General features: G+C 34.5%; 27 protein-coding genes. 26 read left to right on the top strand and 1 reads right to left on the bottom strand.

All coding sequences use genetic code 11. The features are described 5' to 3' along the window. Positions 1 to 21: 21 nt before the first annotated feature. The gene (locus EKH84_RS16600) at positions 22 to 276 is read left to right on the top strand and encodes a hypothetical protein (protein ID WP_013657752.1); all 255 of its coding nucleotides are present in this window, start codon (positions 22 to 24) and stop codon (positions 274 to 276) included. Here EKH84_RS16600 and EKH84_RS22180 read toward each other — a convergent pair. Continuing rightward, entirely contained in the window at positions 245 to 421 is a 177-nt protein-coding gene (locus EKH84_RS22180) for a hypothetical protein (RefSeq protein WP_190283367.1), read from the bottom strand. The genes EKH84_RS16600 and EKH84_RS22180 overlap by 32 nt on opposite strands. Positions 422 to 677: 256 nt before the next feature. Between EKH84_RS22180 and EKH84_RS16595 the strand changes: the two genes are divergently transcribed. The 25 genes from EKH84_RS16595 (at position 678) to EKH84_RS16480 (ending at position 19533) form a co-directional block, all read left to right on the top strand. After that, the gene (locus EKH84_RS16595; protein ID WP_127067167.1) at positions 678 to 1289 is read left to right on the top strand and encodes a phage scaffolding protein; all 612 of its coding nucleotides are present in this window, start codon (positions 678 to 680) and stop codon (positions 1287 to 1289) included. Between the two features lie 14 nt (positions 1290 to 1303). Further along, positions 1304 to 1678, top strand: a complete 375-nt coding sequence (locus tag EKH84_RS16590; RefSeq protein WP_127067166.1) for a hypothetical protein — start codon at positions 1304 to 1306, stop codon at positions 1676 to 1678. A gap of 13 nt (positions 1679 to 1691) precedes the next feature. After that, complete coding sequence (locus EKH84_RS16585) at positions 1692 to 2711, top strand: major capsid protein (protein WP_127067165.1); 1020 nt, start codon at positions 1692 to 1694, stop codon at positions 2709 to 2711. A 43-nt stretch (positions 2712 to 2754) separates the two neighbouring features. Further along, positions 2755 to 3090: a phage head-tail connector protein gene (locus EKH84_RS16580; RefSeq protein ID WP_127067164.1), complete on the top strand. Its 336-nt coding sequence runs from the start codon at positions 2755 to 2757 to the stop codon at positions 3088 to 3090. Next, the gene (locus tag EKH84_RS16575; RefSeq protein ID WP_127067163.1) at positions 3087 to 3470 is read left to right on the top strand and encodes a hypothetical protein; all 384 of its coding nucleotides are present in this window, start codon (positions 3087 to 3089) and stop codon (positions 3468 to 3470) included. The genes EKH84_RS16580 and EKH84_RS16575 overlap by 4 nt, the downstream gene beginning before the upstream one ends. Next, positions 3470 to 3964: an HK97 gp10 family phage protein gene (locus EKH84_RS16570; protein ID WP_127067162.1), complete on the top strand. Its 495-nt coding sequence runs from the start codon at positions 3470 to 3472 to the stop codon at positions 3962 to 3964. Before EKH84_RS16575 ends, EKH84_RS16570 begins: the two co-directional genes overlap by 1 nt. Continuing rightward, positions 3957 to 4382, top strand: a complete 426-nt coding sequence (locus EKH84_RS16565; protein WP_127067161.1) for a phage tail terminator family protein — start codon at positions 3957 to 3959, stop codon at positions 4380 to 4382. Before EKH84_RS16570 ends, EKH84_RS16565 begins: the two co-directional genes overlap by 8 nt. Next, positions 4375 to 4569, top strand: a complete 195-nt coding sequence (locus EKH84_RS16560) for a hypothetical protein (protein WP_127067160.1) — start codon at positions 4375 to 4377, stop codon at positions 4567 to 4569. The genes EKH84_RS16565 and EKH84_RS16560 overlap by 8 nt, the downstream gene beginning before the upstream one ends. A gap of 1 nt (position 4570) precedes the next feature. Next, complete coding sequence (locus EKH84_RS16555; protein WP_127067159.1) at positions 4571 to 5878, top strand: phage tail sheath family protein; 1308 nt, start codon at positions 4571 to 4573, stop codon at positions 5876 to 5878. 16 nt (positions 5879 to 5894) lie between these two features. After that, on the top strand, positions 5895 to 6386 hold the full coding sequence (locus EKH84_RS16550; RefSeq protein ID WP_127067158.1) for a phage tail tube protein: 492 nt from the start codon (positions 5895 to 5897) through the stop codon (positions 6384 to 6386). A 46-nt stretch (positions 6387 to 6432) separates the two neighbouring features. After that, entirely contained in the window at positions 6433 to 6861 is a 429-nt protein-coding gene (locus tag EKH84_RS16545; protein ID WP_127067157.1) for a phage tail assembly chaperone, read from the top strand. A gap of 193 nt (positions 6862 to 7054) precedes the next feature. Beyond that, entirely contained in the window at positions 7055 to 9181 is a 2127-nt protein-coding gene (locus EKH84_RS16540) for a tape measure protein (protein ID WP_127067156.1), read from the top strand. Continuing rightward, positions 9181 to 9852: a LysM peptidoglycan-binding domain-containing protein gene (locus EKH84_RS16535; RefSeq protein WP_127067155.1), complete on the top strand. Its 672-nt coding sequence runs from the start codon at positions 9181 to 9183 to the stop codon at positions 9850 to 9852. The genes EKH84_RS16540 and EKH84_RS16535 overlap by 1 nt, the downstream gene beginning before the upstream one ends. Beyond that, positions 9845 to 10843 (top strand): XkdQ/YqbQ family protein, encoded by a 999-nt coding sequence (locus EKH84_RS16530; protein ID WP_330547555.1) that lies wholly within the window; start codon positions 9845 to 9847, stop codon positions 10841 to 10843. The genes EKH84_RS16535 and EKH84_RS16530 overlap by 8 nt, the downstream gene beginning before the upstream one ends. Then, positions 10836 to 11249, top strand: a complete 414-nt coding sequence (locus EKH84_RS16525) for a DUF2577 domain-containing protein (protein WP_127067154.1) — start codon at positions 10836 to 10838, stop codon at positions 11247 to 11249. Before EKH84_RS16530 ends, EKH84_RS16525 begins: the two co-directional genes overlap by 8 nt. Then, complete coding sequence (locus EKH84_RS16520; RefSeq protein WP_127067153.1) at positions 11249 to 11653, top strand: DUF2634 domain-containing protein; 405 nt, start codon at positions 11249 to 11251, stop codon at positions 11651 to 11653. Before EKH84_RS16525 ends, EKH84_RS16520 begins: the two co-directional genes overlap by 1 nt. After that, entirely contained in the window at positions 11650 to 12687 is a 1038-nt protein-coding gene (locus EKH84_RS16515; RefSeq protein WP_127067152.1) for a baseplate J/gp47 family protein, read from the top strand. Before EKH84_RS16520 ends, EKH84_RS16515 begins: the two co-directional genes overlap by 4 nt. A 3-nt stretch (positions 12688 to 12690) precedes the next feature. Next, the gene (locus EKH84_RS16510; protein WP_127067151.1) at positions 12691 to 14340 is read left to right on the top strand and encodes a hypothetical protein; all 1650 of its coding nucleotides are present in this window, start codon (positions 12691 to 12693) and stop codon (positions 14338 to 14340) included. A 4-nt stretch (positions 14341 to 14344) separates the two neighbouring features. Further along, a complete protein-coding gene (locus EKH84_RS16505) occupies positions 14345 to 14950 on the top strand; it encodes a YmfQ family protein (protein WP_127067150.1) in 606 nt (201 codons plus the stop codon). Positions 14951 to 14965: 15 nt separating this feature from the next. Further along, a complete protein-coding gene (locus EKH84_RS16500) occupies positions 14966 to 16003 on the top strand; it encodes a hypothetical protein (protein WP_127067149.1) in 1038 nt (345 codons plus the stop codon). A gap of 36 nt (positions 16004 to 16039) precedes the next feature. Continuing rightward, positions 16040 to 16324, top strand: coding sequence for a hypothetical protein (locus EKH84_RS16495; protein ID WP_127064916.1), 285 nt, complete (start codon positions 16040 to 16042; stop codon positions 16322 to 16324). 35 nt (positions 16325 to 16359) lie between these two features. Further along, positions 16360 to 16500, top strand: a complete 141-nt coding sequence (locus EKH84_RS22175; RefSeq protein ID WP_190283366.1) for a hypothetical protein — start codon at positions 16360 to 16362, stop codon at positions 16498 to 16500. Positions 16501 to 16571: 71 nt separating this feature from the next. Next, complete coding sequence (locus EKH84_RS16490) at positions 16572 to 17075, top strand: phage holin family protein (protein ID WP_127067148.1); 504 nt, start codon at positions 16572 to 16574, stop codon at positions 17073 to 17075. Then, positions 17044 to 17736 (top strand): N-acetylmuramoyl-L-alanine amidase, encoded by a 693-nt coding sequence (locus EKH84_RS16485; protein WP_127064914.1) that lies wholly within the window; start codon positions 17044 to 17046, stop codon positions 17734 to 17736. The genes EKH84_RS16490 and EKH84_RS16485 overlap by 32 nt, the downstream gene beginning before the upstream one ends. Before the next feature lie 183 nt (positions 17737 to 17919). Next, entirely contained in the window at positions 17920 to 19533 is a 1614-nt protein-coding gene (locus EKH84_RS16480) for an SIR2 family protein (protein WP_127067147.1), read from the top strand. Positions 19534 to 19727: the final 194 nt, after the last annotated feature.

Raw genomic sequence — 19727 nt, 5'->3', positions numbered from 1 at the left:
GCACGAAATCGAGGTGAAAGTATGAAGTTTTTGGGTACGGATTATTCAGCAAAGTACATTAGATTTGAATTGGATGGAAAAGAATATGACATACATTTTAGGGATACCTTTATTAAAGGGACTCATGATATAAGTGTATGGGGTGAAAAAGGAAAAACAAATGCAAGAATTATAAGTGCCTATCCACATTTAGGTAAAAGAATTCTGGATATGGCACTTATAGCACGTATTGAATTAGAGGAGATTATAAAACGTCAGCTATTACATAACCGATAGTTCTAGCTTTGATGGTAATATAATTTGCGTTTTCTAATTCTTTTAAAGCTTTTGCTTCTAAGTCTTTGATAATAGGATCAGTTGAATAATTATATTGATCTCTAATTTTTAGAGCCTCATAAATTTGTTCAGCAAGTTCCGACATGTAAACACCACCTTTCATATATATTTCAGCTCTGCCAAGCTGATAAATATATTATAGTATAAAATTTAGTCTAGTTAGCACTCTTTTGGAGTGCTTTTTATGTGCCAATCTAACAAGTTTTAGAATTGGAATCGGCTTTAGTACGACCTAAGGCTGTTTTTTTATGCCTTTTAATAGATTGTAGGCGTAAAAGAATAATCTAGTCTAACAAAATCCAAGAGAAGCACACTCGTATAAAAGCGTAGGAGGAAACAAAATGAAAAGAGAATGGTTAAAAGAAAAATGCCCTAATCTAACTGATGCTGAAATTGATACAATCATGGCTGAGAATGGCAGTGATATTAATAAGGCTAAAGGAGATACAAAGAAGTTAGAGGATGAGGTTAAAACACTTAAGGGTGAGAAAAAGAACCTTGAAGGACAATTAGAAACAGCTAATGGTACAATTGAGGATTTAAAAAAGGCTAATCCTGATGTAGAAGCATTACAGACTAAAATTAAAGAGCACGAGGCTACAATTGCACAAAAAGAGAAAGAGTATAAGGCAGAGGTAACCAAGTTAGCACGAGAAGCTATTAACACAGAACTCATTGGTAAATACAAAGCTAAGAATGCTAAGGCAGTAATGGCGCTTATTGATGAGTTTGAAGCTAAGGATGATGCTGATTATAAAACTTTGCTTGATTCAAAATTAAAGACATTATCTGAAGCAGATGATACCAAGTTTATGTTTGGTGAATCCCAAACCAAGCAAACATACAATCCAGGTGGTGGTGGTGATCCTGGAAAAGAAGGTTTAGGAGCTAGTATGGCAGCTCAAAGAAACACTACACAGGCACCAGCATTTGATCCATGGGCAACTAAATAAAGGAGGAATAGAAGATGTACGCAAAAACAGTGAATTATGATAATACGCCAGAATTTTTAGCAGCAGAGCATCATGTGTGCTTTTCAGCTACCGCAGTAAACACAGGTGTTACAGCAGATAGTAACGGTAAGAAATGGGTTATTGCCGGAAGTTTAATTGATGCAAATGGAAAGGTTGTTACAGTAACAGAGTCATCTGGAAACTATACACCTTCAGCAACACCAGTAGGAATTGCATTCCATACAGTAGACGTTACTGAAGGACCACAACCTATTTCCTTAATGGTAGAAGGTTATGTGATTGCAGAACGTTTACAAGGTGCAAATGTAGCAGGATATGTAGCATCAGCAGCATTTAAAACAGCTTTACCAGAAATTAAACTAAGATAAGGAGGGCTATACAATGCCAAGAATTGAAGAAATCTTAACCACAAAAGAATTAGTTGACTACACTAAAAGTAGAACCTTACCTGCAATGGTAGGTGAAACACTTTTCCCAAGTCAAAAAACGGATTCATTAGAAATTGAAATGATCAAAGGTGCTAGTAACTTACCTGTTTCAGCAAGTATTCATGCATTTGATACGGAAGCAGAAATCGGAAGTAGAGAAGGTGCTAGCAAGAGTTTCCAAGACCTTGCACTTATTAAGCGTAAAGAACGTGTGGATGAAAAAACACTCATTGCACTTAATAATCCAAGAACTCCTGCAGAAGAAAAACGTATTATTAACGAATTATTTAACTCAGTTGACCGCTTAGTTAATTCAGTACTTGTTCGTGTAGAAGCTATGCGACTGGAGGCACTTTCAACGGGTAAGCTCCAAATCAATGAGAATGGTGTAAAGGCTACAATTGATTATGGTATGAATGCATCACATAAGGTTGGAAAGACTTGGACCACTGGTACACCAGATATCCTTCAAGATATTTTTGATTTATGCTCTACTATTAATACCAATACAGGATTTAAACCTTCTCGTATCTTAACAAGTACGAAGAATCTTAACATCTTACTTAAGGATGCATCTATTCGTTCAGCTGTATTTGGTGTTAACTCATCAATGTTACTTACAGTAGCACAACTTAATCAGTTCCTAGCAGCTCAATCACTTCCACAGATTGCAGTATATGATGCTATGTATCGTGTACAGGCAAAAGCTGGTACATATACAACTAAACGTTATCTAGCAGAAAATGCCTTAGTACTAATGCCAGATGGCAAGATGGGTGATACATTCTATGGTCCTACTGCAGAAGAAATCGAGCTTGCTACAAAAGGTGATGTTGATATTGAAATGATTGGTAACATCTTAGTACAACAATATGCAACTAATGATCCAGTAGCAAAATGGATAAAAGCTGTAGCAACTGCTATGCCATCATTCCCATATGCTGACCAAGTAGGTGTAATTACAGTAGGTTAGAGGGACTTAGAGCCCTCTTTTTTATATGAAAGGGTGATAAGTGTTGAAAGAAACATTAAAGCAATTATTAGGAATTAGTACTAAGGATACTGCTAAAGATATACTTATACAATTTGCAATTGATGATGCAGAAAGTCTTATTTTGAATTACTGTAATCTATCAACTGTTCCTTATGGTCTGAAAACTACGTGGCTTAAGATGGCACTAGAATTGTATAGAAACGAAAACTTAGGAAGTGTAGAAGGTAGCAAGTATGTTTCTAATATCTCAGAAGGTGATTCTTCAGTAAGCTTTAAAACAAACTATAGCGATTTTAAAGATAGCTTACTTAAGAATTATATAGCTCTACTCAATATGTATAGGAGGCTGAAAAAATGATTGATGCAATTAATCAAGCCAGGTTACAGGCTAGGAGAGCCATGGAGCTACTATATGAACATACTTGTACGGTTATTGAATATAGAAAAGTAAAAAATCCTGTAACTAAGATAACAGAAATGAAGGAAATAGCAGTATTAGAAAATCAACCATGCAAATTATCATTTTCTACAATTAAATCTTCTGAACAAACTGAGTCTGCTAATCAAGTGAATCAGGTGATTAAGCTGTTTATAGCACCTGAAGTTGAGATTAAGGAAGGCTCTAAGCTTGTTATCACTCATAATGGTAAAGTAAGTGAGTATAAAAATAGTGGTGTTCCTTCAATATTCCCTACACATCAAGAAATAGTTTTAGAACTATTTAAGGGGTGGTCTTAATGGCTAGTTGGGGAAATTGTGATTTTAGGCAGCTACAAAGGTTACAAGAGAAGCTTGATAGATTACAAGGTGCTGAGACAATAGCTTTTTGTGAAGCTTGTGCTAAAGAATTATCTGCTAGGTTGCTTGCTAAAGTAATTAGACGAACACCTGTAGGCCAATATGAAGCTGGAAATGGTAAAACAGGCGGAACACTTAGAAGGGGATGGACAGCTAAGAGTCATCATGAAGCTCAGTCTGGTGGTAGTAAAAATGCTAAAGCATATGTTAACTCTCTGGTAATTACCCAATCAGGTGATACTTATCAGATTGAAATTACAAACCCAGTTGAATATGCTCCATATATTGAGTTTGGGCATAGGACTAGAAATCATAAGGGATGGGTACCAGGAAGATTTATGCTTACAATATCAGAGAAGGAATTAGAGTCACAAGCTCCTAAAATTCTTGAAAGAAAATTAATGCAGTATTTAGGAGAGATATTCAATGATTAATGAACTAATGATAGGTATTTCGCAAGCGCTAGATGCTACATTTAGTGATGTTGAAATACATACAGACCAGATTAAGCAAGGACTTGTTGAACCTTGCTTTTTTATTATGTTGTTAATTCCTAGCCAAGAGCAAGTGCTTGGGCCTAGGTTTTATAGAGAGAACACTTTTGATATTCATTATTTTCCTAAGACAGATAACACATCCGAAATTAATGATGTAGCTGACAAGCTAATGAATACTTTAGAGTACATTAAATTTGATGGTGGATTGCTTAGAGGAACTAAGATGCATAGTGAAACAGTGGCAGGTGTTTTACATTTCTTTGTGGATTATAACTTCCACACAATTAAAGATACAATTACTAATCCTTATATGGAACAGCTAAAGGTGAAAGGAAAGGTGAGAAATAGTGAGTGAAACTAAGTTGACTAAACCCAAAGAATCAACTAATGAAGTAGCATTTACAAAGGCCCAGCTTTTAAAATCAAAGAAATATGTTCATCAAACAGATGTGCTTAGTGTAATTTTAGAAGATGGTAAAAACTACACTATCAAAGAAGTTGAAAAACTTATTGATAGTTTTATGAAGAAAGAGGTGAAATAGTATGGCTTTAGGTGGGGGTGTGTTTTTAACACAAAATAAAAAGATACCTGGTACATATATCAATTTTATTAGTGCTGCTAGAGCAAGTACTAACATAAGTGATCGTGGTTATGCAGCTATGCCATTAATCCTTGATTGGGGGCCAGATGGCGAGGTCTTTACTGTAGAAGTTGCAGACTTCCAGAAAGAGTCATTAAAGATTTTTGGATATGACTACACTTCTGATAAGCTGAAAGGCCTTAGAGATTTATTCAGGAATATCAAAACACTTTATGCTTACAAGCTCAATAAAGGTACTAAGGCATCAAATACACTTGCTACAGCTAAGTATAGTGGTATTAGAGGTAATTCTATTACAGTCAAAGTTGAAGCAAATGTGGATGATGAATCTAAATTTAACGTCACAACACTATTTGATAACATTGAGGTTGATGTACAAGTTGTTAGTGCTATAACTGGTTTAGTAGCAAATGACTACGTAGGTGAATGGAAAACATCAGCTACTTTAGAAGCATCCGCAGGCATACCAATGACAGGTGGTACAAATGGAGAGGTAACAGGAACTGATTATCAAACTTTCTTAGATAAGATTGAAAGTTATAGCTTCAATACACTAGGTTGTTTATCTACAGAAAGTTCAATTAAGGATTTATTTGCTCAGTTCACAAAGAGATTACGTGATGACATGGGTATTAAGTTCCAAACAGTGCTATATAATCAAGAAGCTGATTATGAAGGTGTTATTAATGTCAAAAATGCTGTAACTGATGCAGGAGAAATTGAATCAAGCGCAGTTTACTGGGTAACTGGTGCAAGTGCTGGATGCGCAGTAAATAAGTCAAATACCAATAAGAAATATGATGGTGACTTTACTATTAATGTAGATTACAAGCAGAGCCAACTTGAAAAAGCAATTGAAGATGGTGAGTTTGTATTCCATAAAGTAGGTGATGAGGTACATGTTTTAAATGATATCAATTCATTTACAAGCTTTACAAAGGATAAGAATGAGGATTTCAGTATGAATCAAGTAGTCCGTGTTCTAGATCAAATTGCTAATGATATAGCAGTGTTGTTCAATAAGCAGTATATCGGGAAGGTTCAAAATAATGCTGCAGGTCGCATTGCTTTTTGGAATGACTTAGTAAGCTACAATAAAGAGCTTGAACGTATTCAAGCTTTAGAAAATGTTAAGAGTGATGAAATCATTGTAGAAAAAGGCAATAGCAAAGACTCGGTGGTGGTAACTAATCCAGTAACGCCAGTATGTGCTATGGCTAAGCTTTATATGACAGTAGTTGTATCTTAGAAGGGAGGAATAACAGATGAAATTAGATTTGCAATTCTTTGCTCAGCAAATGCATGCAAAAGACACGGTATCAGCTTCTCTTGCTGAATGTTTCGTAACTATAGAAGGTAATCGCTACAATTTCATGCAGGCTATTAATCTTGAAGCTAAGTTTGAAAAGAATAAAACAGAGGTTCCTATTCTTGGCAAGACAGGAAAAGGTAATAAGGCGACTGGATGGAAGGGTTCTGGTTCAGCTACATTCCATTACAATACCTCTATTTTTAGAGAGCTATTAGTTCGTTTTAAAGATACTGGAGAAGATGTTTACTTTGATATTCAGGTAACTAATGAAGATCCTACTTCTAGTGTAGGTAGACAAACTATTATCCTTAAAGATTGTAACTTGGATGGTGGTATTCTTACTAAGTTTGACGCGGATGCAGAGTACTTAGATGAAGATATTGACTTCACCTTTGAGGGTTTTGAAATGCCAGAGAAATTTAATATTTTAGCAGGTATGCAATAAGGTGCTCTATATGAGTACCTTATTATTTTAGAAGGGAGAATTAAAAATGAGTGGATTAAGTGTATTCTTTGCAGAGAATGTAGAAAAGAATAAGGTAGTAAAATATGTTGCCTCTAAACGATTTAAGGATGAGAAAGGTAATCCTGTTGAATGGCAAATAGGATGTGTTACATCTGATGAAGATGAGGCTATTAGGAAGAGTTGTACTAGAAAAGTACCTATTCCAGGTAAAAAGAATGCTTATATGCCAGAAACAGACTTTGAAAGTTATTTAGGTAAGTTAGCAGTTAGATGTATTACTTATCCTAATCTTAATGACGTAGAGCTTCAGAATAGTTATGGTGTTATGGGTGCTGATAAGCTTCTAAAAACTATGCTTAAGCCAGGAGAGTATCAGGACCTATTAAAGAAGATTCAAGAAGTAAACGGATTTGATGAAACTATGGAAGATATGGTTGAAGAAGCAAAAAACTAATTGAAGGAGGTGATAGTGAAGCTAATTATGCTTACTATTGCCTCCACAAGCTTAAAATGATTCCTAGTGAGTTCTTAGCTTTAAGTGAGAAGGATAAGGCGTTTGTTATAGCTGCAATTAGAATTAAACAAGAAAATGAAAAAAATGAAGAAAGAAAACTTAAATCTAAAGGCAGAAGGAAGTGAGGTGTTACATGGCTACGATTAGAACAGCAATTCAGTTGCAAGACAGATTTACACCTGTAATTAGAAATATGAGTAATGCACTTAATATGACTCTTAGTAGTTTTGAAGCACTTCAAAGAGCTTCCCATAATGCAGTAGATACAGCCAGTATACAGGCTGCTAGACAATCACTAGCTAGTGTTGAGGTGGGCATTAATGAAATAGAGCAAGGAATACGAGAGGCTAGTGGCCAGCAACAACAATTTAATAATACGGTTCGTGGTGGCGGAAGTGCTATTGATAGCATGACAGGAAAGATTAAGTCAATGGTTGGTGCTTATGTAGGAATTAGATCATTAGGAGCAGGTATGCAAGCCACAGATACCTATATAAGTAATGGTGCGAGACTAGATTTAATTAATGATGGCTTACAGACACAGGCGGAGCTTCAAGATAAAATTTATCAAGCAGCACAGCGAAGTCGAGGTGAATATAATGCCATGGTGAATACAGTTGCTAAGTTAGGGCTATTAGCAGGTGATGCATTTAAAAGTAATAATGAGCTAGTAGCATTTACAGAGCTTATGAATAAGTCATTTAAAATATCCGGTGCTAGTACGCAAGAATCAACTAATGCGATGTATCAATTAACTCAAGCTATGGCATCAGGAAGATTGCAAGGTGATGAGTATCGTTCAATTATTGAGAATGCTCCAATGCTCGCTAATGCTATAGCGGATTATTGTGGAGTCTCGCGGGGAGAGTTGAAGGAACTAGCTAGTGATGGTGCCATTAGTGCAGATATTATTAAAGCGGCAGTATTTTCTACAGCTGATGACATAGAAGGCAAGTTTGCAACTTTACCAATGACATTTAGTGATGTATGGACAAGTATAAAGAATACGGCAGTACAGCAGTTTTCAGGGTTAATGCAGAAAGTAAATGGTTTTTTGAATTCTAACACAGGCAGGAATATGGTAAATGGAATTTCTAGTGCTATTGGAACTCTGGCAATAGTACTTGGAGTAGTATTGGAAATGGTGATGGGTGTATCTACTTTCTTTTCAGATAATTGGTCGACTATAGAACCGATTATATGGGGTATTGTAGGGGCCTTTGTAGTTTATAACAGTGTACTTGCTATATATAATACCCAGAAATCAATAACAGCAGGATTAGAGGCATATCATGCAGCTAAAGCCGCATTAGCAGAAGGAGCCACACTAGCACAGGCAGCAGCTACTACAACAGCTACCGGTGCACAAGTAGGGTTTAATGCCGCATTACTGGCATGTCCTATTACATGGATTATAGCTGCTATTATTCTAGTTATTGTTTGCATCTATGCAGTAGTAGGGGCAATTAACAGCATGGCAGGGACTTCTATAAGTGCTACGGGTATCATTATTGGTGCATTTGGAGTTGCTTCTGCAGCTATTGTAAATATTCTACTTGGTGTAGTTAATTTTATTATTGGAATAGGTATTGAACTATATAATTTGATTGCTACTTTTGCTAATTTCTTTGCAACAATCTTCAATAATCCAGCAGCTGCAATAATTGACCTGTTTGCAGGAGTCTTTGATTTTATATGTGGTATTGTGGAAAGTGCAGCAGGCATGATAGATACGATATTAGGTACAGATATGAGTGGTGCTATAGCTGGTTTTAGACAGAAAATTTCAACTGCAGTTGATGATATTGTAGGAGATAGTAGAGTTGAAGTATTGCAGAAAGTTAAACAAGAGGATTTTAAACTTGAAGGTTTGGACTATAAAGAATATTGGAATGCCGGGTACCAAACAGGTGAATTTGTTGATGATAAATTGGGTTCTGTATTTAAAATGCCTAATATGAATGACCTAAATAACAATATGCCTGACTACTCATCAATGGGGCAGAACATAGATAATATAGCAGGAGATACTGGTAAAATGTCAGATAGCTTAGACACGTCCGAGGAAGATTTAAAGTATCTTAGGGATATAGCAGAGCGTGAAGCAATTAATAGATTTACTACAGCAGAAATTAAAGTTGATATGGGTGGTGTAAGTAATACCATTAACAATATGCAAGATTTAGACGGTATAGCAGACTATTTAGCTATAAAAGTAGAAGAACAAATGCAAATAGCAGCAGAGGGGGTGCATGAATAATGCCATATAGTTTTTACTTAGGAGATATGCAATTACCGATTGCACCTTCTAAGTTACAGTTGAAAATTAACAGTAATAATAGGACTGCAACACTAATTAATGAAGGTGAAATAAACATAATAAAGCTCCCAGGACTTACAGATATTAGCTTTGAAGTGCTACTCCCTAATATGAAGTATCCATTTGCAACTTACGTAGATGGTTTTCACAAGGCAGATTACTACTTAAACATACTGGAAAGGTTAAAAACATCTTTAGAGCCTTTTCAATTCATTGTTACTAGAACAGCTCCGAATGGAGATTATTTATTTGATACCAATATTAAGGTGACACTTGAAGATTATACAATAACAGAGGATGCAGATAAGTATGGGCAAGATGTAGGAGTTTCTATAAAACTTAAGCAGTACAAAGATTATTGTACTAAAGTGGTATCTATGAGAACGACTACAACTGTAAATTCGAAAACTACTAAGGTAGCCACTGTAGAGCAAAACAGAGGTTCAAATAAAGTAATCAGTAAAACACATATAGTAAAAAATGGAGAAACTCTATGGTCTATATGTCAAATTGAATTAGGTGATGGATCCAAATACAGTAAGATTGCAAAACTAAATAGTATCTCTAATCCTAATCTGATTAAGGTTGGGCAGGTGATTAAGCTTGGCTAGTATTGTTAATAGTATAGGACCAGTAAGAAAAAAGGTCACTTTGCAGATTATCAATGGTTCACTTTGGCAGGAACCTTGCGTAGAAGATGACGTCACGTTGGAAACAGAGAGGAAAGGCTCACCAGGTACACTAAAATTCAAAGTTATGAAAGATGCCACCCTTAATATTCAAGAAGGAAATGCAGTAAAACTTATTGTAAATGACACGAATGTATTCTTTGGATTTATCTTTACAAAAGGAAGAGATAAGGGGCAGATTATAAGTGTTACGGCATATGACCAATTAAGATATTTTAAGAATAAGGATACATATAAATATAAGAATCTTACAGCGGGTGCATTATTAAAAATGTTGTGTGAAGTATTTAAATTAAAGTGGGGAAATATAGAAGATACAAAGTATATTATAGCTTCAAGAATAGAAGACAACACAACTTTATTTGATGCCATGCAGTATGCATTAGATGAAACACTTAGAAATAAGAAACAGATGTATGTTTTATATGATGATTTTGGTAAGCTAGCGCTTAAGAGTCTAGAAAACATGAAACTTGATCTTATTATTGATAGTGAAACAGGGGAAGACTTAGACTATAAAACTTCTATAGATGCTAATACATACAATAAGATTAAGCTAATTAATGAAGAAGGTGGAAAGGTCTATACTTCTAAAGATATAGAACATATCAAGCAATGGGGGGTGCTTCAATATACGGATACGGTGGACTCAAATACAAATGGACAAAGTAAAGCTGATGCCTTACTGGAACTCTATAACACTAAAACAAGAAATTTAACAGTTAAGAATGCCTTTGGTGATATTAGAGTAAGAGGAGGATCCATGGTAATTGTTAAGTTAAATTTAGGAGATATAAATGTATTTAATTATATGCTTGTAGAGAAAGTGAAACATACTTTCTCTAACGGACACCATTCTATGGATTTGTATCTAAGTGGTGGAACACATAAGGGGGTGCAATTTAGTGTCTAATCTAGTAGAAGTTATTAAAAAGGCAGCAGTTGAAGCAGTACAAGCCTCTAACCCAACAAGCTTAGTTGTAGGATTGGTAGAGAGTGCTGAGCCTTTAGTTATTACTGTAGAACAGAGGTTAACTTTAGATGAGGACTTTCTTATACTAACCAATCAAGTAAAGAATCATTATGTAGATGTTAGCCTGAGTTATAGTACTTCGAGCGAATCACATTCCCATAGTTGTCCTGAGGGTAGTACATCTAGCAATACACATGTGCATAAAAACAGTGGCAAAAAGAAAATGCTAGTGCACTATGGTTTGAAAGAAAGTGAAGAGGTATTGCTTCTGAAAATACAGGGTGGACAAAAGTATATAGTACTTGACCGAATAGGTGAGATACAGGTTGAAGGAGAGTGGGGTTAATGATTCCTACAGTCAATGATGATTTATTAGCAGATATTGAAATAGCTGAACAACCTTCTTTGACTTATGAGGTAAAGATAGATAAGGATAAGATGGGAAACTATGTAGATGGTATAGATGCTATTAAGCAGGCTATATATCACATTATTAATACAGAGAGGTACCAATATCTTATCTATAGTTGGAATTATGGCATTGAGTTAGCTGACCTCTTTGGTAAACCTATTGCATATTGCTATCCAGAAATTAAGAGACGTATAACTGAGGCATTGTTACAAGATGACAGAATAGAAAGCGTGAATAGTTTTGAATTTAGCTATAGCAAAGGAGATGTAATTGCTAAATTTAAGGTTATCACTACAGAGGGTGAAATTGAGATAGATAAGGTGGTGAGAATTGGATGAGTGAAGTAATTACTTTTAATGTACTATTACAAAGAATGCTGGATAGGGTACCTGATACGCTTGATAAGCGGGAGGGTAGCGTTATATATGATGCTCTGGCTCCTGCAGCAGCTGAACTTGTACAAGCCTATATAGAGCTAGAAGGATATCTTGATCTAGCATTTGTAGATACGTCTGAAGAAGGATATTTGGACAGACTAGGCAGCCAGTTTGGAGTAGATAGGCAGATGGCTACTTATTCCATACGAAAGGCTAGTTTTAAAAATGCCACTAACAATCCTTTTAATGTGCCTATTGGAAGTAGGTACACCATTAATACTTTATCCTATTCGGTAATAGAAAAGATAGGAGAAGGAGTATTTCAAGTAAAGTGTGAAATGACAGGAACTATAGGTAATACTTCCTTCGGTAAATTGGTACCAGTTGACTATATAGAAGGATTAGCAAATGCCGAATTAGAAGAAGTTCTAATTCCAGGATTGAATGATGAAACAGATGACTCTCTACGATTTAGAATTCTTAACAAACTTCAAATGCCAGCTACATCAGGAAATATTCATCAATATAAGCAGTGGGCTTTAGAAGTAGAGGGAGTGGGTGATGCAAAAATATTTCCTTTATGGAATGGGGCAGGAACTGTTAAAGTTATAGTCGTTAATGCTGATAAAGAACCTGCAGATGTGCCTATCTTAAATAGTGTTAAAGCATACATAGAAGAGGTACGTCCTATTGGAGCTACTGTAACTGTCGCAGCACCAACTCCTAAAACTATTACAATAGAAGTGTCTATAGAAATAGGAAAAGATGCATTTTTAGAGGATGTAAAACAAAAATTTAAGTTAAAGTTAGAAGAATACTTTAGAGAGGTGGCACTAAAAAAAGTGATTATCTCTTATGCTATTATAGGAAGTCTTCTATTAGAGACAGATGGGGTTATTGATTATAGTGACTTGAAAGTTAACAATACAACATCTAACGTTAGATTAGCAGAAGAAGAGGTACCTGTCTTAGGATCATTAATAGTGGAGGTGTAGTAAGTGGGTTATTTAAAAGATTTATATGGCTTTATTAATAAATTAAATAAACGACAAGCACCTTATACTGTTACAGATGAGGTGCTTTTTTTGACAGAAGGAAAGTGGGAAGGATTTTTAAACCATGACAACGTTTTGAAGCAAACTATAGAAATTTATACACAACCTAATAAGCAGGGAGATAAAGTGTTAAATTATACGATAGAACTCAAAGACGAAACATGGAAAATGTATATTAAAGTATTTTCTCCAGGAGAAAAGGTCTACATTTCATACGAGACTTTAGGAGATACAGTAGAAGCAGAAGATATAAACAATCTCCAATGGGCTGTTGACAAGTTGGATGTTGGACTTGAAGAAACAACATCTAATTTAAATAATCACGCTTCCAACTCAAAAATACACATTATGCAAGCCGAACGTCTAGCATGGAATGATAAGGTTAACCGGGTAGATTTAGAACTGACTAATGAAGTGTTAAATGAGCATAAAAATAATAAGTTAAATCCTCATGGTGTGACTAAACAGCAATTACAACTTGAAAGAGTTGATAATATACAACAAGCTTCAAAAGCAGAATTTATACTTCATAAAGAAAACTATTCTAATCCTCATAACGTCACAAAAAGTCAAGTTGGACTTGAAAATCTAGATAATATCAAACAAGCCCCAAAGGTTGAATTTGATAATCACATTTCTGATATGGTCAAGCATATAACATCAGCTGAAAGAAACTCTTGGAGTGATAAATACACAAAAGCTGAAGTTGATAACAAGTTGTCTAGTTTGGAAACTAAAATCGACTGGAAAGAGTCGGTGGCAACATTTGAGGACATAGCAACAACTTATCCTTCACCAGTTGACGGTTGGACTGTAAACGTAAAAGATACCGATTATACATATAGGTTTAGTGGTACGGAATGGATAGTTATTAGTGCTAATGCAATTCCAAAGGCTACAACTTCTATTGATGGGTTATTGTCTAAAGAAGATAAAACAATCCTTGATGATGTTAACAATAAGAAACATACTCATGGTAATAAATCACTGATTGATGCAATAACAAGCACTTTAATTAGCAACTGGAATAATGCCTTCACACATATTTCTGATGCTGTTAAACATATCACAGCTGCAGAAAGAACATTATGGAATACAGTCAGTAATAAGGTTGACAAGGTAGATGGAAAGGGACTTTCCGCAAATGATTACACCACAGCTGAGAAAAACAAACTTGAAGGTGTGGCTGAAAATGCAAATAATTACATTCATCCTAACGACTCAGTAACACGTCACGTTACTGATACTGAAAAAGCCACATGGAATGGAAAAGCAAGTTCAGCACATCAACATAGCGAATATGTAACTAAAGATGAATTAGGTACTGCGGGTTATGGTGATATGTTGAAGTCAGTATATGACACTACTGGCAATGGTGTAGTAGATAAAGCTGAAAGTGTAGCGTGGACTGGTATTACTGGAAAGCCTTCTGCATTTCCACCTAGCACACATACTCATACCAAATCACAAATAACAGATTTCCCTACATCGTTACCAGCAAATGGAGGGAATGCCGATACAGTGGATGGTAAACATGCAAGTGATTTTTTAACGAGTACTGGTGTTACATGGAATGACTTGAAGGGGGTATGACGTTATGGGGTATGGTAAGGCACTCTATGGAGGGCATTTTTATGCAGATGAAAATAGTAATACAGAAGATGAAAAATTTTGCGTTGACCTAATGAAATACCTTCCCGAGTATTGGCATACAGTTGAAGAAATGAAGCTTATACAAAGTATACTTGGACAAGAAGTTGCTAGCGTAATTGATTGTAAGAAGGACATAATCAATCAAATGTTTATTGAAACGGCTACATGGGGCCTCAGCAGGTGGGAGAAGATTTTTGATTTAGAAACAGAGGTCAATAAGAGTTATGAATTTAGAAGGGAGCGTATTAAGGCTAAAATAAGAGGTTCTGGTACAACTACAAAACAACTGATAATTAACGTTGTAAGTTCATTTTCAGGTGGTGAAGTCGAAGTGATAGAACAACCTGAACAATCAAGTTTTATTATAAAATTTATTGGTGTGAAAGGTATTCCAGCTAATATGGTTGATCTAACCAACACCATAAATGAAATTAAGCCAGCACACTTAGCATTTAGTTTTGAGTACACCTATAATTATTGGAATACTTTAATTGATAGAGATTGGAGCACATTAAATAAATCAACTTGGGAACAAGTAAAAACAGTTTAAAGGAGGAAATAAAACATGAAGACAACTACAAATCATGGTCTAAAAAAACCTGATGGTACAGACACAGTAAACATTGAAGACTTGAATTATAATTCTGACGTACTAGATGGGTTATTAACACCAGCAACAATCACTACAAATGGATTTATGTCAAAGGAGGATAAGGTCAAATTAAACGGTGTTGCCACAGGAGCGAATAACTATACACATCCAGCTACACATCCAGTTAGTATGATTAGTGGTTTACATGCTGTTGCTACAAGTGGAAGCTATAATGACTTATTAAATAAACCTTCTGCATTTCCACCTAGCACACATACTCATACCAAATCACAAATAACAGATTTTCCTACATCGTTACCAGCTAATGGTGGTAATGCTGATACAGTGGATGGTTCACATGCGTGGGAGTTACAGACATTGAGTACATCTGGTATATCACATGGAAGTGGACAATGGATAGCAAAACTACAGTATAACGTAGACAATGATAATTACTTCAAATTCATTTGCGGAGATGGTAGTATTAGTGTCAAGGTTGAAAATGCTAATCTCGTCAAAGGAAGAGATTTAAGTGCAGAACTTGATGGTTTAAAATCTACTGTCGTTAATGGAAAAACAAGTGTTGCCAACGCCATTAACGGCAAATTAGGAACATCGTTGAGCAACCAAACCCCATTTGATGATATGGCTTATTATATATCAAATGGTCTCATTTCTTCACCCACTTCTGCAACTTGTGGAAGTTTTACCCTAACATTTGGTAATAACTTTTCAACTAGAAGTTGTTATATTGTTAGGTCTTCTTACAAGGTTTATTGCTATAGTCTCTATGGTGTTGCTGTTTCTTATCAAGTATATAAGAAACCAAGTGGTGGTAGCCTTAGTTTGCTATATTCAGGAACCATTTCAACAGCTTCTCCTAGCTATACCCAATTAACAGACGGAGATAATACTGCTGTTTATTTTATATTCTTTGGAACAAGTGGGGTTACTCTTCACGCAACCAACACTAATGGTAGCGGAAATGCTACTTTTGATTACTGTATATAGTGTATAGTTTTATAAATATGAAAGGAGTTATTCATAATGGAAAGATTATTGATATGTAAAGATGTAGAACAAAACACAATTTTAATTCAGCAACAACTAGATGAGACAGAGAATATAACCTATAGTATTATAGATAATCCACCAGTAATAGAGCTGGTAGAAGGAAAGATAGGAAAATATTCACTAGATACGGAGGGAAATATTATCGTTGTTTACGAGGATGTTCCTAAATCAGAAGTTGAGTTACTTAAAGAGGATAATGAGGCACTTAAGCAAGCGGTAACAGAGCTATCAATGATTGTATCTACACTCATGTCATAGGTATGATAAAAATTATTTAGTGAGGAGTGATTCTGATGAAATTCACAAGAGATTCAGGATTAGTAAAAGTATGGGTAGGAAATGTTCAGGCAAGTTTTTATACTAAAGAACAGGTTCCTAAGATTTTTAACCTGCAAGAAGTAGTTTGGGAAGTATTAGAAGAAAGCACAAAATAATTTAATAGATAGACATAAGAGAAGCAGCTTAATTGGCTGTATTTTTTATGCCTTTTTCCTAAGGAGGGAATATGAACGATATAAAAGCAACTTTAACAGGTATTGTGACAGCTATTTATATTTGGGTTAGCGCTTATTTTGGGGTGTTTACTCCACTTCTAGTGTTAACGCTAGTAGCTATGTTCTGTGATCTAGTAACTAGAATCTATGCAGCTGGCTCTAGCGACACAGAAAAGGTAGAAAGTAAGAAAGTAATGCTAGGTATATATCGAAAACTAGGCATGTGTATGCTTATTTTTTTAACCCTTATATTAGACTCGGGGTTAACCGTTATAGCACAAACCCTAGGTATAAATGTAGCTACTAAGATTATATTTACAGCCTTTACGCTAGCATGGATTTTTGTTAGGGAGTTGATTAGTAACCTAGAGAATTTAGCTTTAGCAGGTATAGACTTGCCTAAGTTTATTGTTAAGGCCCTTAACATAGCTAGGGACAAGATAGATAGTGCTGCAGATTTAAACGTACAAGGAGGTAATAAAGATGGAGATACAACAAAAACTATTAACCATTAATAAGTACAGTAGGCCTGGATCTAAAATAGGTCATATTAAAAAGATAACAGTACATTGGGTTGGGAATGCAGGTAGCTCAGCTATTGCTAATCGTAACTACTTTGAAGGGCTTAAAGAAGGGAAGAAGAATGCGTATGGCAATTATATATATGCTAGCTCACATTACATTGTAGGTCTACAAGGGGAGGTTGTCCTGTGTATTCCGGAAGATGAACTAGCATACCATGGCAATAGCCATAATAATATGGCAATAGGAATAGAAACGTGTCATCCCGATTGGGGTGGTAAGTTCTCAGAATTGACGTATAAGAGCCTTGTTGAGTTAGTGGCAGAATTATGCACTAGATATAAATTAAGTCCTCTAGTAGATGTAGAGAGACATTACGATATAACTAAAAAGGATTGTCCTCACTACTATGTAGTTAATGAGCAAGCGTGGAGAGCCTTTTTGGTAGATGTAAAAAATAAAATAGAAGAAGGTGATGAAATGCTAATTAAAGAAAAGCTTAATGTGAACGGTAAAGAAATAGAGGTGGATAGCATTACAAAAGATGGGGTTACTTATATACCAATGCGCCAGCTGGCTAATATGCTAGGGGCAGAAGTAACATACGATAATGCAACTAAAAGGAAAGGGTTAGTGGTACCGGCTAGGGCTTAGGCTCTAGCTTCTTTTTTTATGCTCAAAAAACGTAGATTTGTTTTAGAAGTATAAGCAAGAAATTGTGGATTTGTTTAATGATATATTTAAAATAAGTTACAAAAAGAAAAGAAAAATAAAAAGATATATGATATAATTTAAAAAATTGTAATATTTTATAAGATGCAATAGGGGGGGATAACTGTGTTATTAAGTATACAAGAAAAGATAAAAGAGATTGTAACATCATTTAATCAATTACCATATTTGTTCGTAGGTACAGGGTTATCTATGAGATATGCAAATGCATTTTCATGGGGAGATCTCTTATATCAGATATGGTGCGTGATATACGGAGAGGATAGATTTAAATTTGATAAAGCACTACAACGTATAGAGTATGAATTAAATTCAACTTTAATAAATAAAACAGATGAGCAAAAAAAATACTATGTATTCCCACAACTAGCATCAGAATTACAATATCGGTTTAACACTTTATATTACACAGATGAGGCTTTTGAAAGCAGAGTATTCACGAAAGAAGAGAGCAAGGATATTATACAAAATAAATATGATCCATTCAAATTTTATGTAACAAAATGTACTTTACAGATATACATAGATGTAACAAAACCAGAATATGCCGAACTAGATACATTAGTTCAGTATCAAAATAAAATTGCAGGCATAATAACAACTAATTATGATACATGCCTTGAAAATTTGTTTAAGGATTTTGAGGTCATGATTGGACAAGAAAAAATACTATTATCTAATGTTAATAGTATTTTTGAAATATATAAAATACATGGATGCGTTAGTGATCCTAATTCAATTGTATTTACTAGTAATGACTATCAGTATTTTGATGATAAGTTAAAATATTTATCATCTAAATTATTAACTATATTTGTAGAACATCCTGTTATTTTTATTGGATATGGGATGGGAGATCCTAATATACAAGAACTTTTTAGTGCCATTTCAGAATGTCTGTCTCCAGATGCATTACAAAAAGCAAAAGATAATTTTATATTTATTACCCCAGCTTTTGGAACAAATGAAGAACTAAGAACTAGAGAATTTAACTATGGAACAAATAAAATCCTAATGACAGAGTTAGTGCTAAATGATTATTCTATATTTTATAAAGAGCTAGGGACAATAGTTAGTTCTATGCCTGTAAAGCTTATGAGAAAGATGCAGGATATGGTTACTAGATATGTATACTCTACCACCGCAACTAATAATATAATTTTTGGCAGTATTAATAGTCCAGATATAGATGATGGTAAGGCAGCTATTTATGTTGGAAGTATAGATACTATTTCTCAAATAGGATTTGATTCTTTTGATATTATGGATATTCTTGAGGATGTATTATTTAATAATAAACCTTTTCTTATGAATCAGAAGTTAATAACAAATACATTTAAAAATATAAGGAGCATAAGTGGTTCAACATATTTACCAGTTTATAAATATATAAAATCATTAAACATGAGTATAGATGATATACCAGGAAATTACCTAGTAATTAAGTCATGTGCTGATATAAAACCTAATAGCACAGAGAAAAAGTATGTTGATACTCAAATTAAAGATGATTTTATTCAAAATATAGTAAATGCATATCCAAATCATTTGCCAAAGCAATTTGCAAATATTAAGTATTATGCGTGCTATATAAATGCTGATGAGTTAGGAGATTATTTAAGAAGTCATTATAAAAATGGTACTTATTTTGAAAGAACTAGGGTATCAGCGTTTAAAAAATTAACAGCACTATATGATTACTTAAAATATAATAATTAAAGAAGGTGCATTCCATAACTTTCATACTTCCTAAAAAGGATGTAATCCAATTATTTCATGCACCTTGTTCTTTAAGTTTATGTATTTCATGAAATGATTATACTATTTAGTATAAATATAGTCAAATAAAATTTAACAATATTTAAAGGATAGTTTAAATAGGTATAGGTTACAAATCAACTTTAATTATCGGG

It is taken from the genome of Cellulosilyticum sp. WCF-2 (genome assembly GCF_003990395.1).
GTDB classification, from domain to species: domain Bacteria; phylum Bacillota; class Clostridia; order Lachnospirales; family Cellulosilyticaceae; genus Cellulosilyticum; species Cellulosilyticum lentocellum.
The sequence above is the reverse complement of the archived record's forward strand: the minus strand, read 5'-3'. Positions and strand labels throughout refer to the sequence as shown.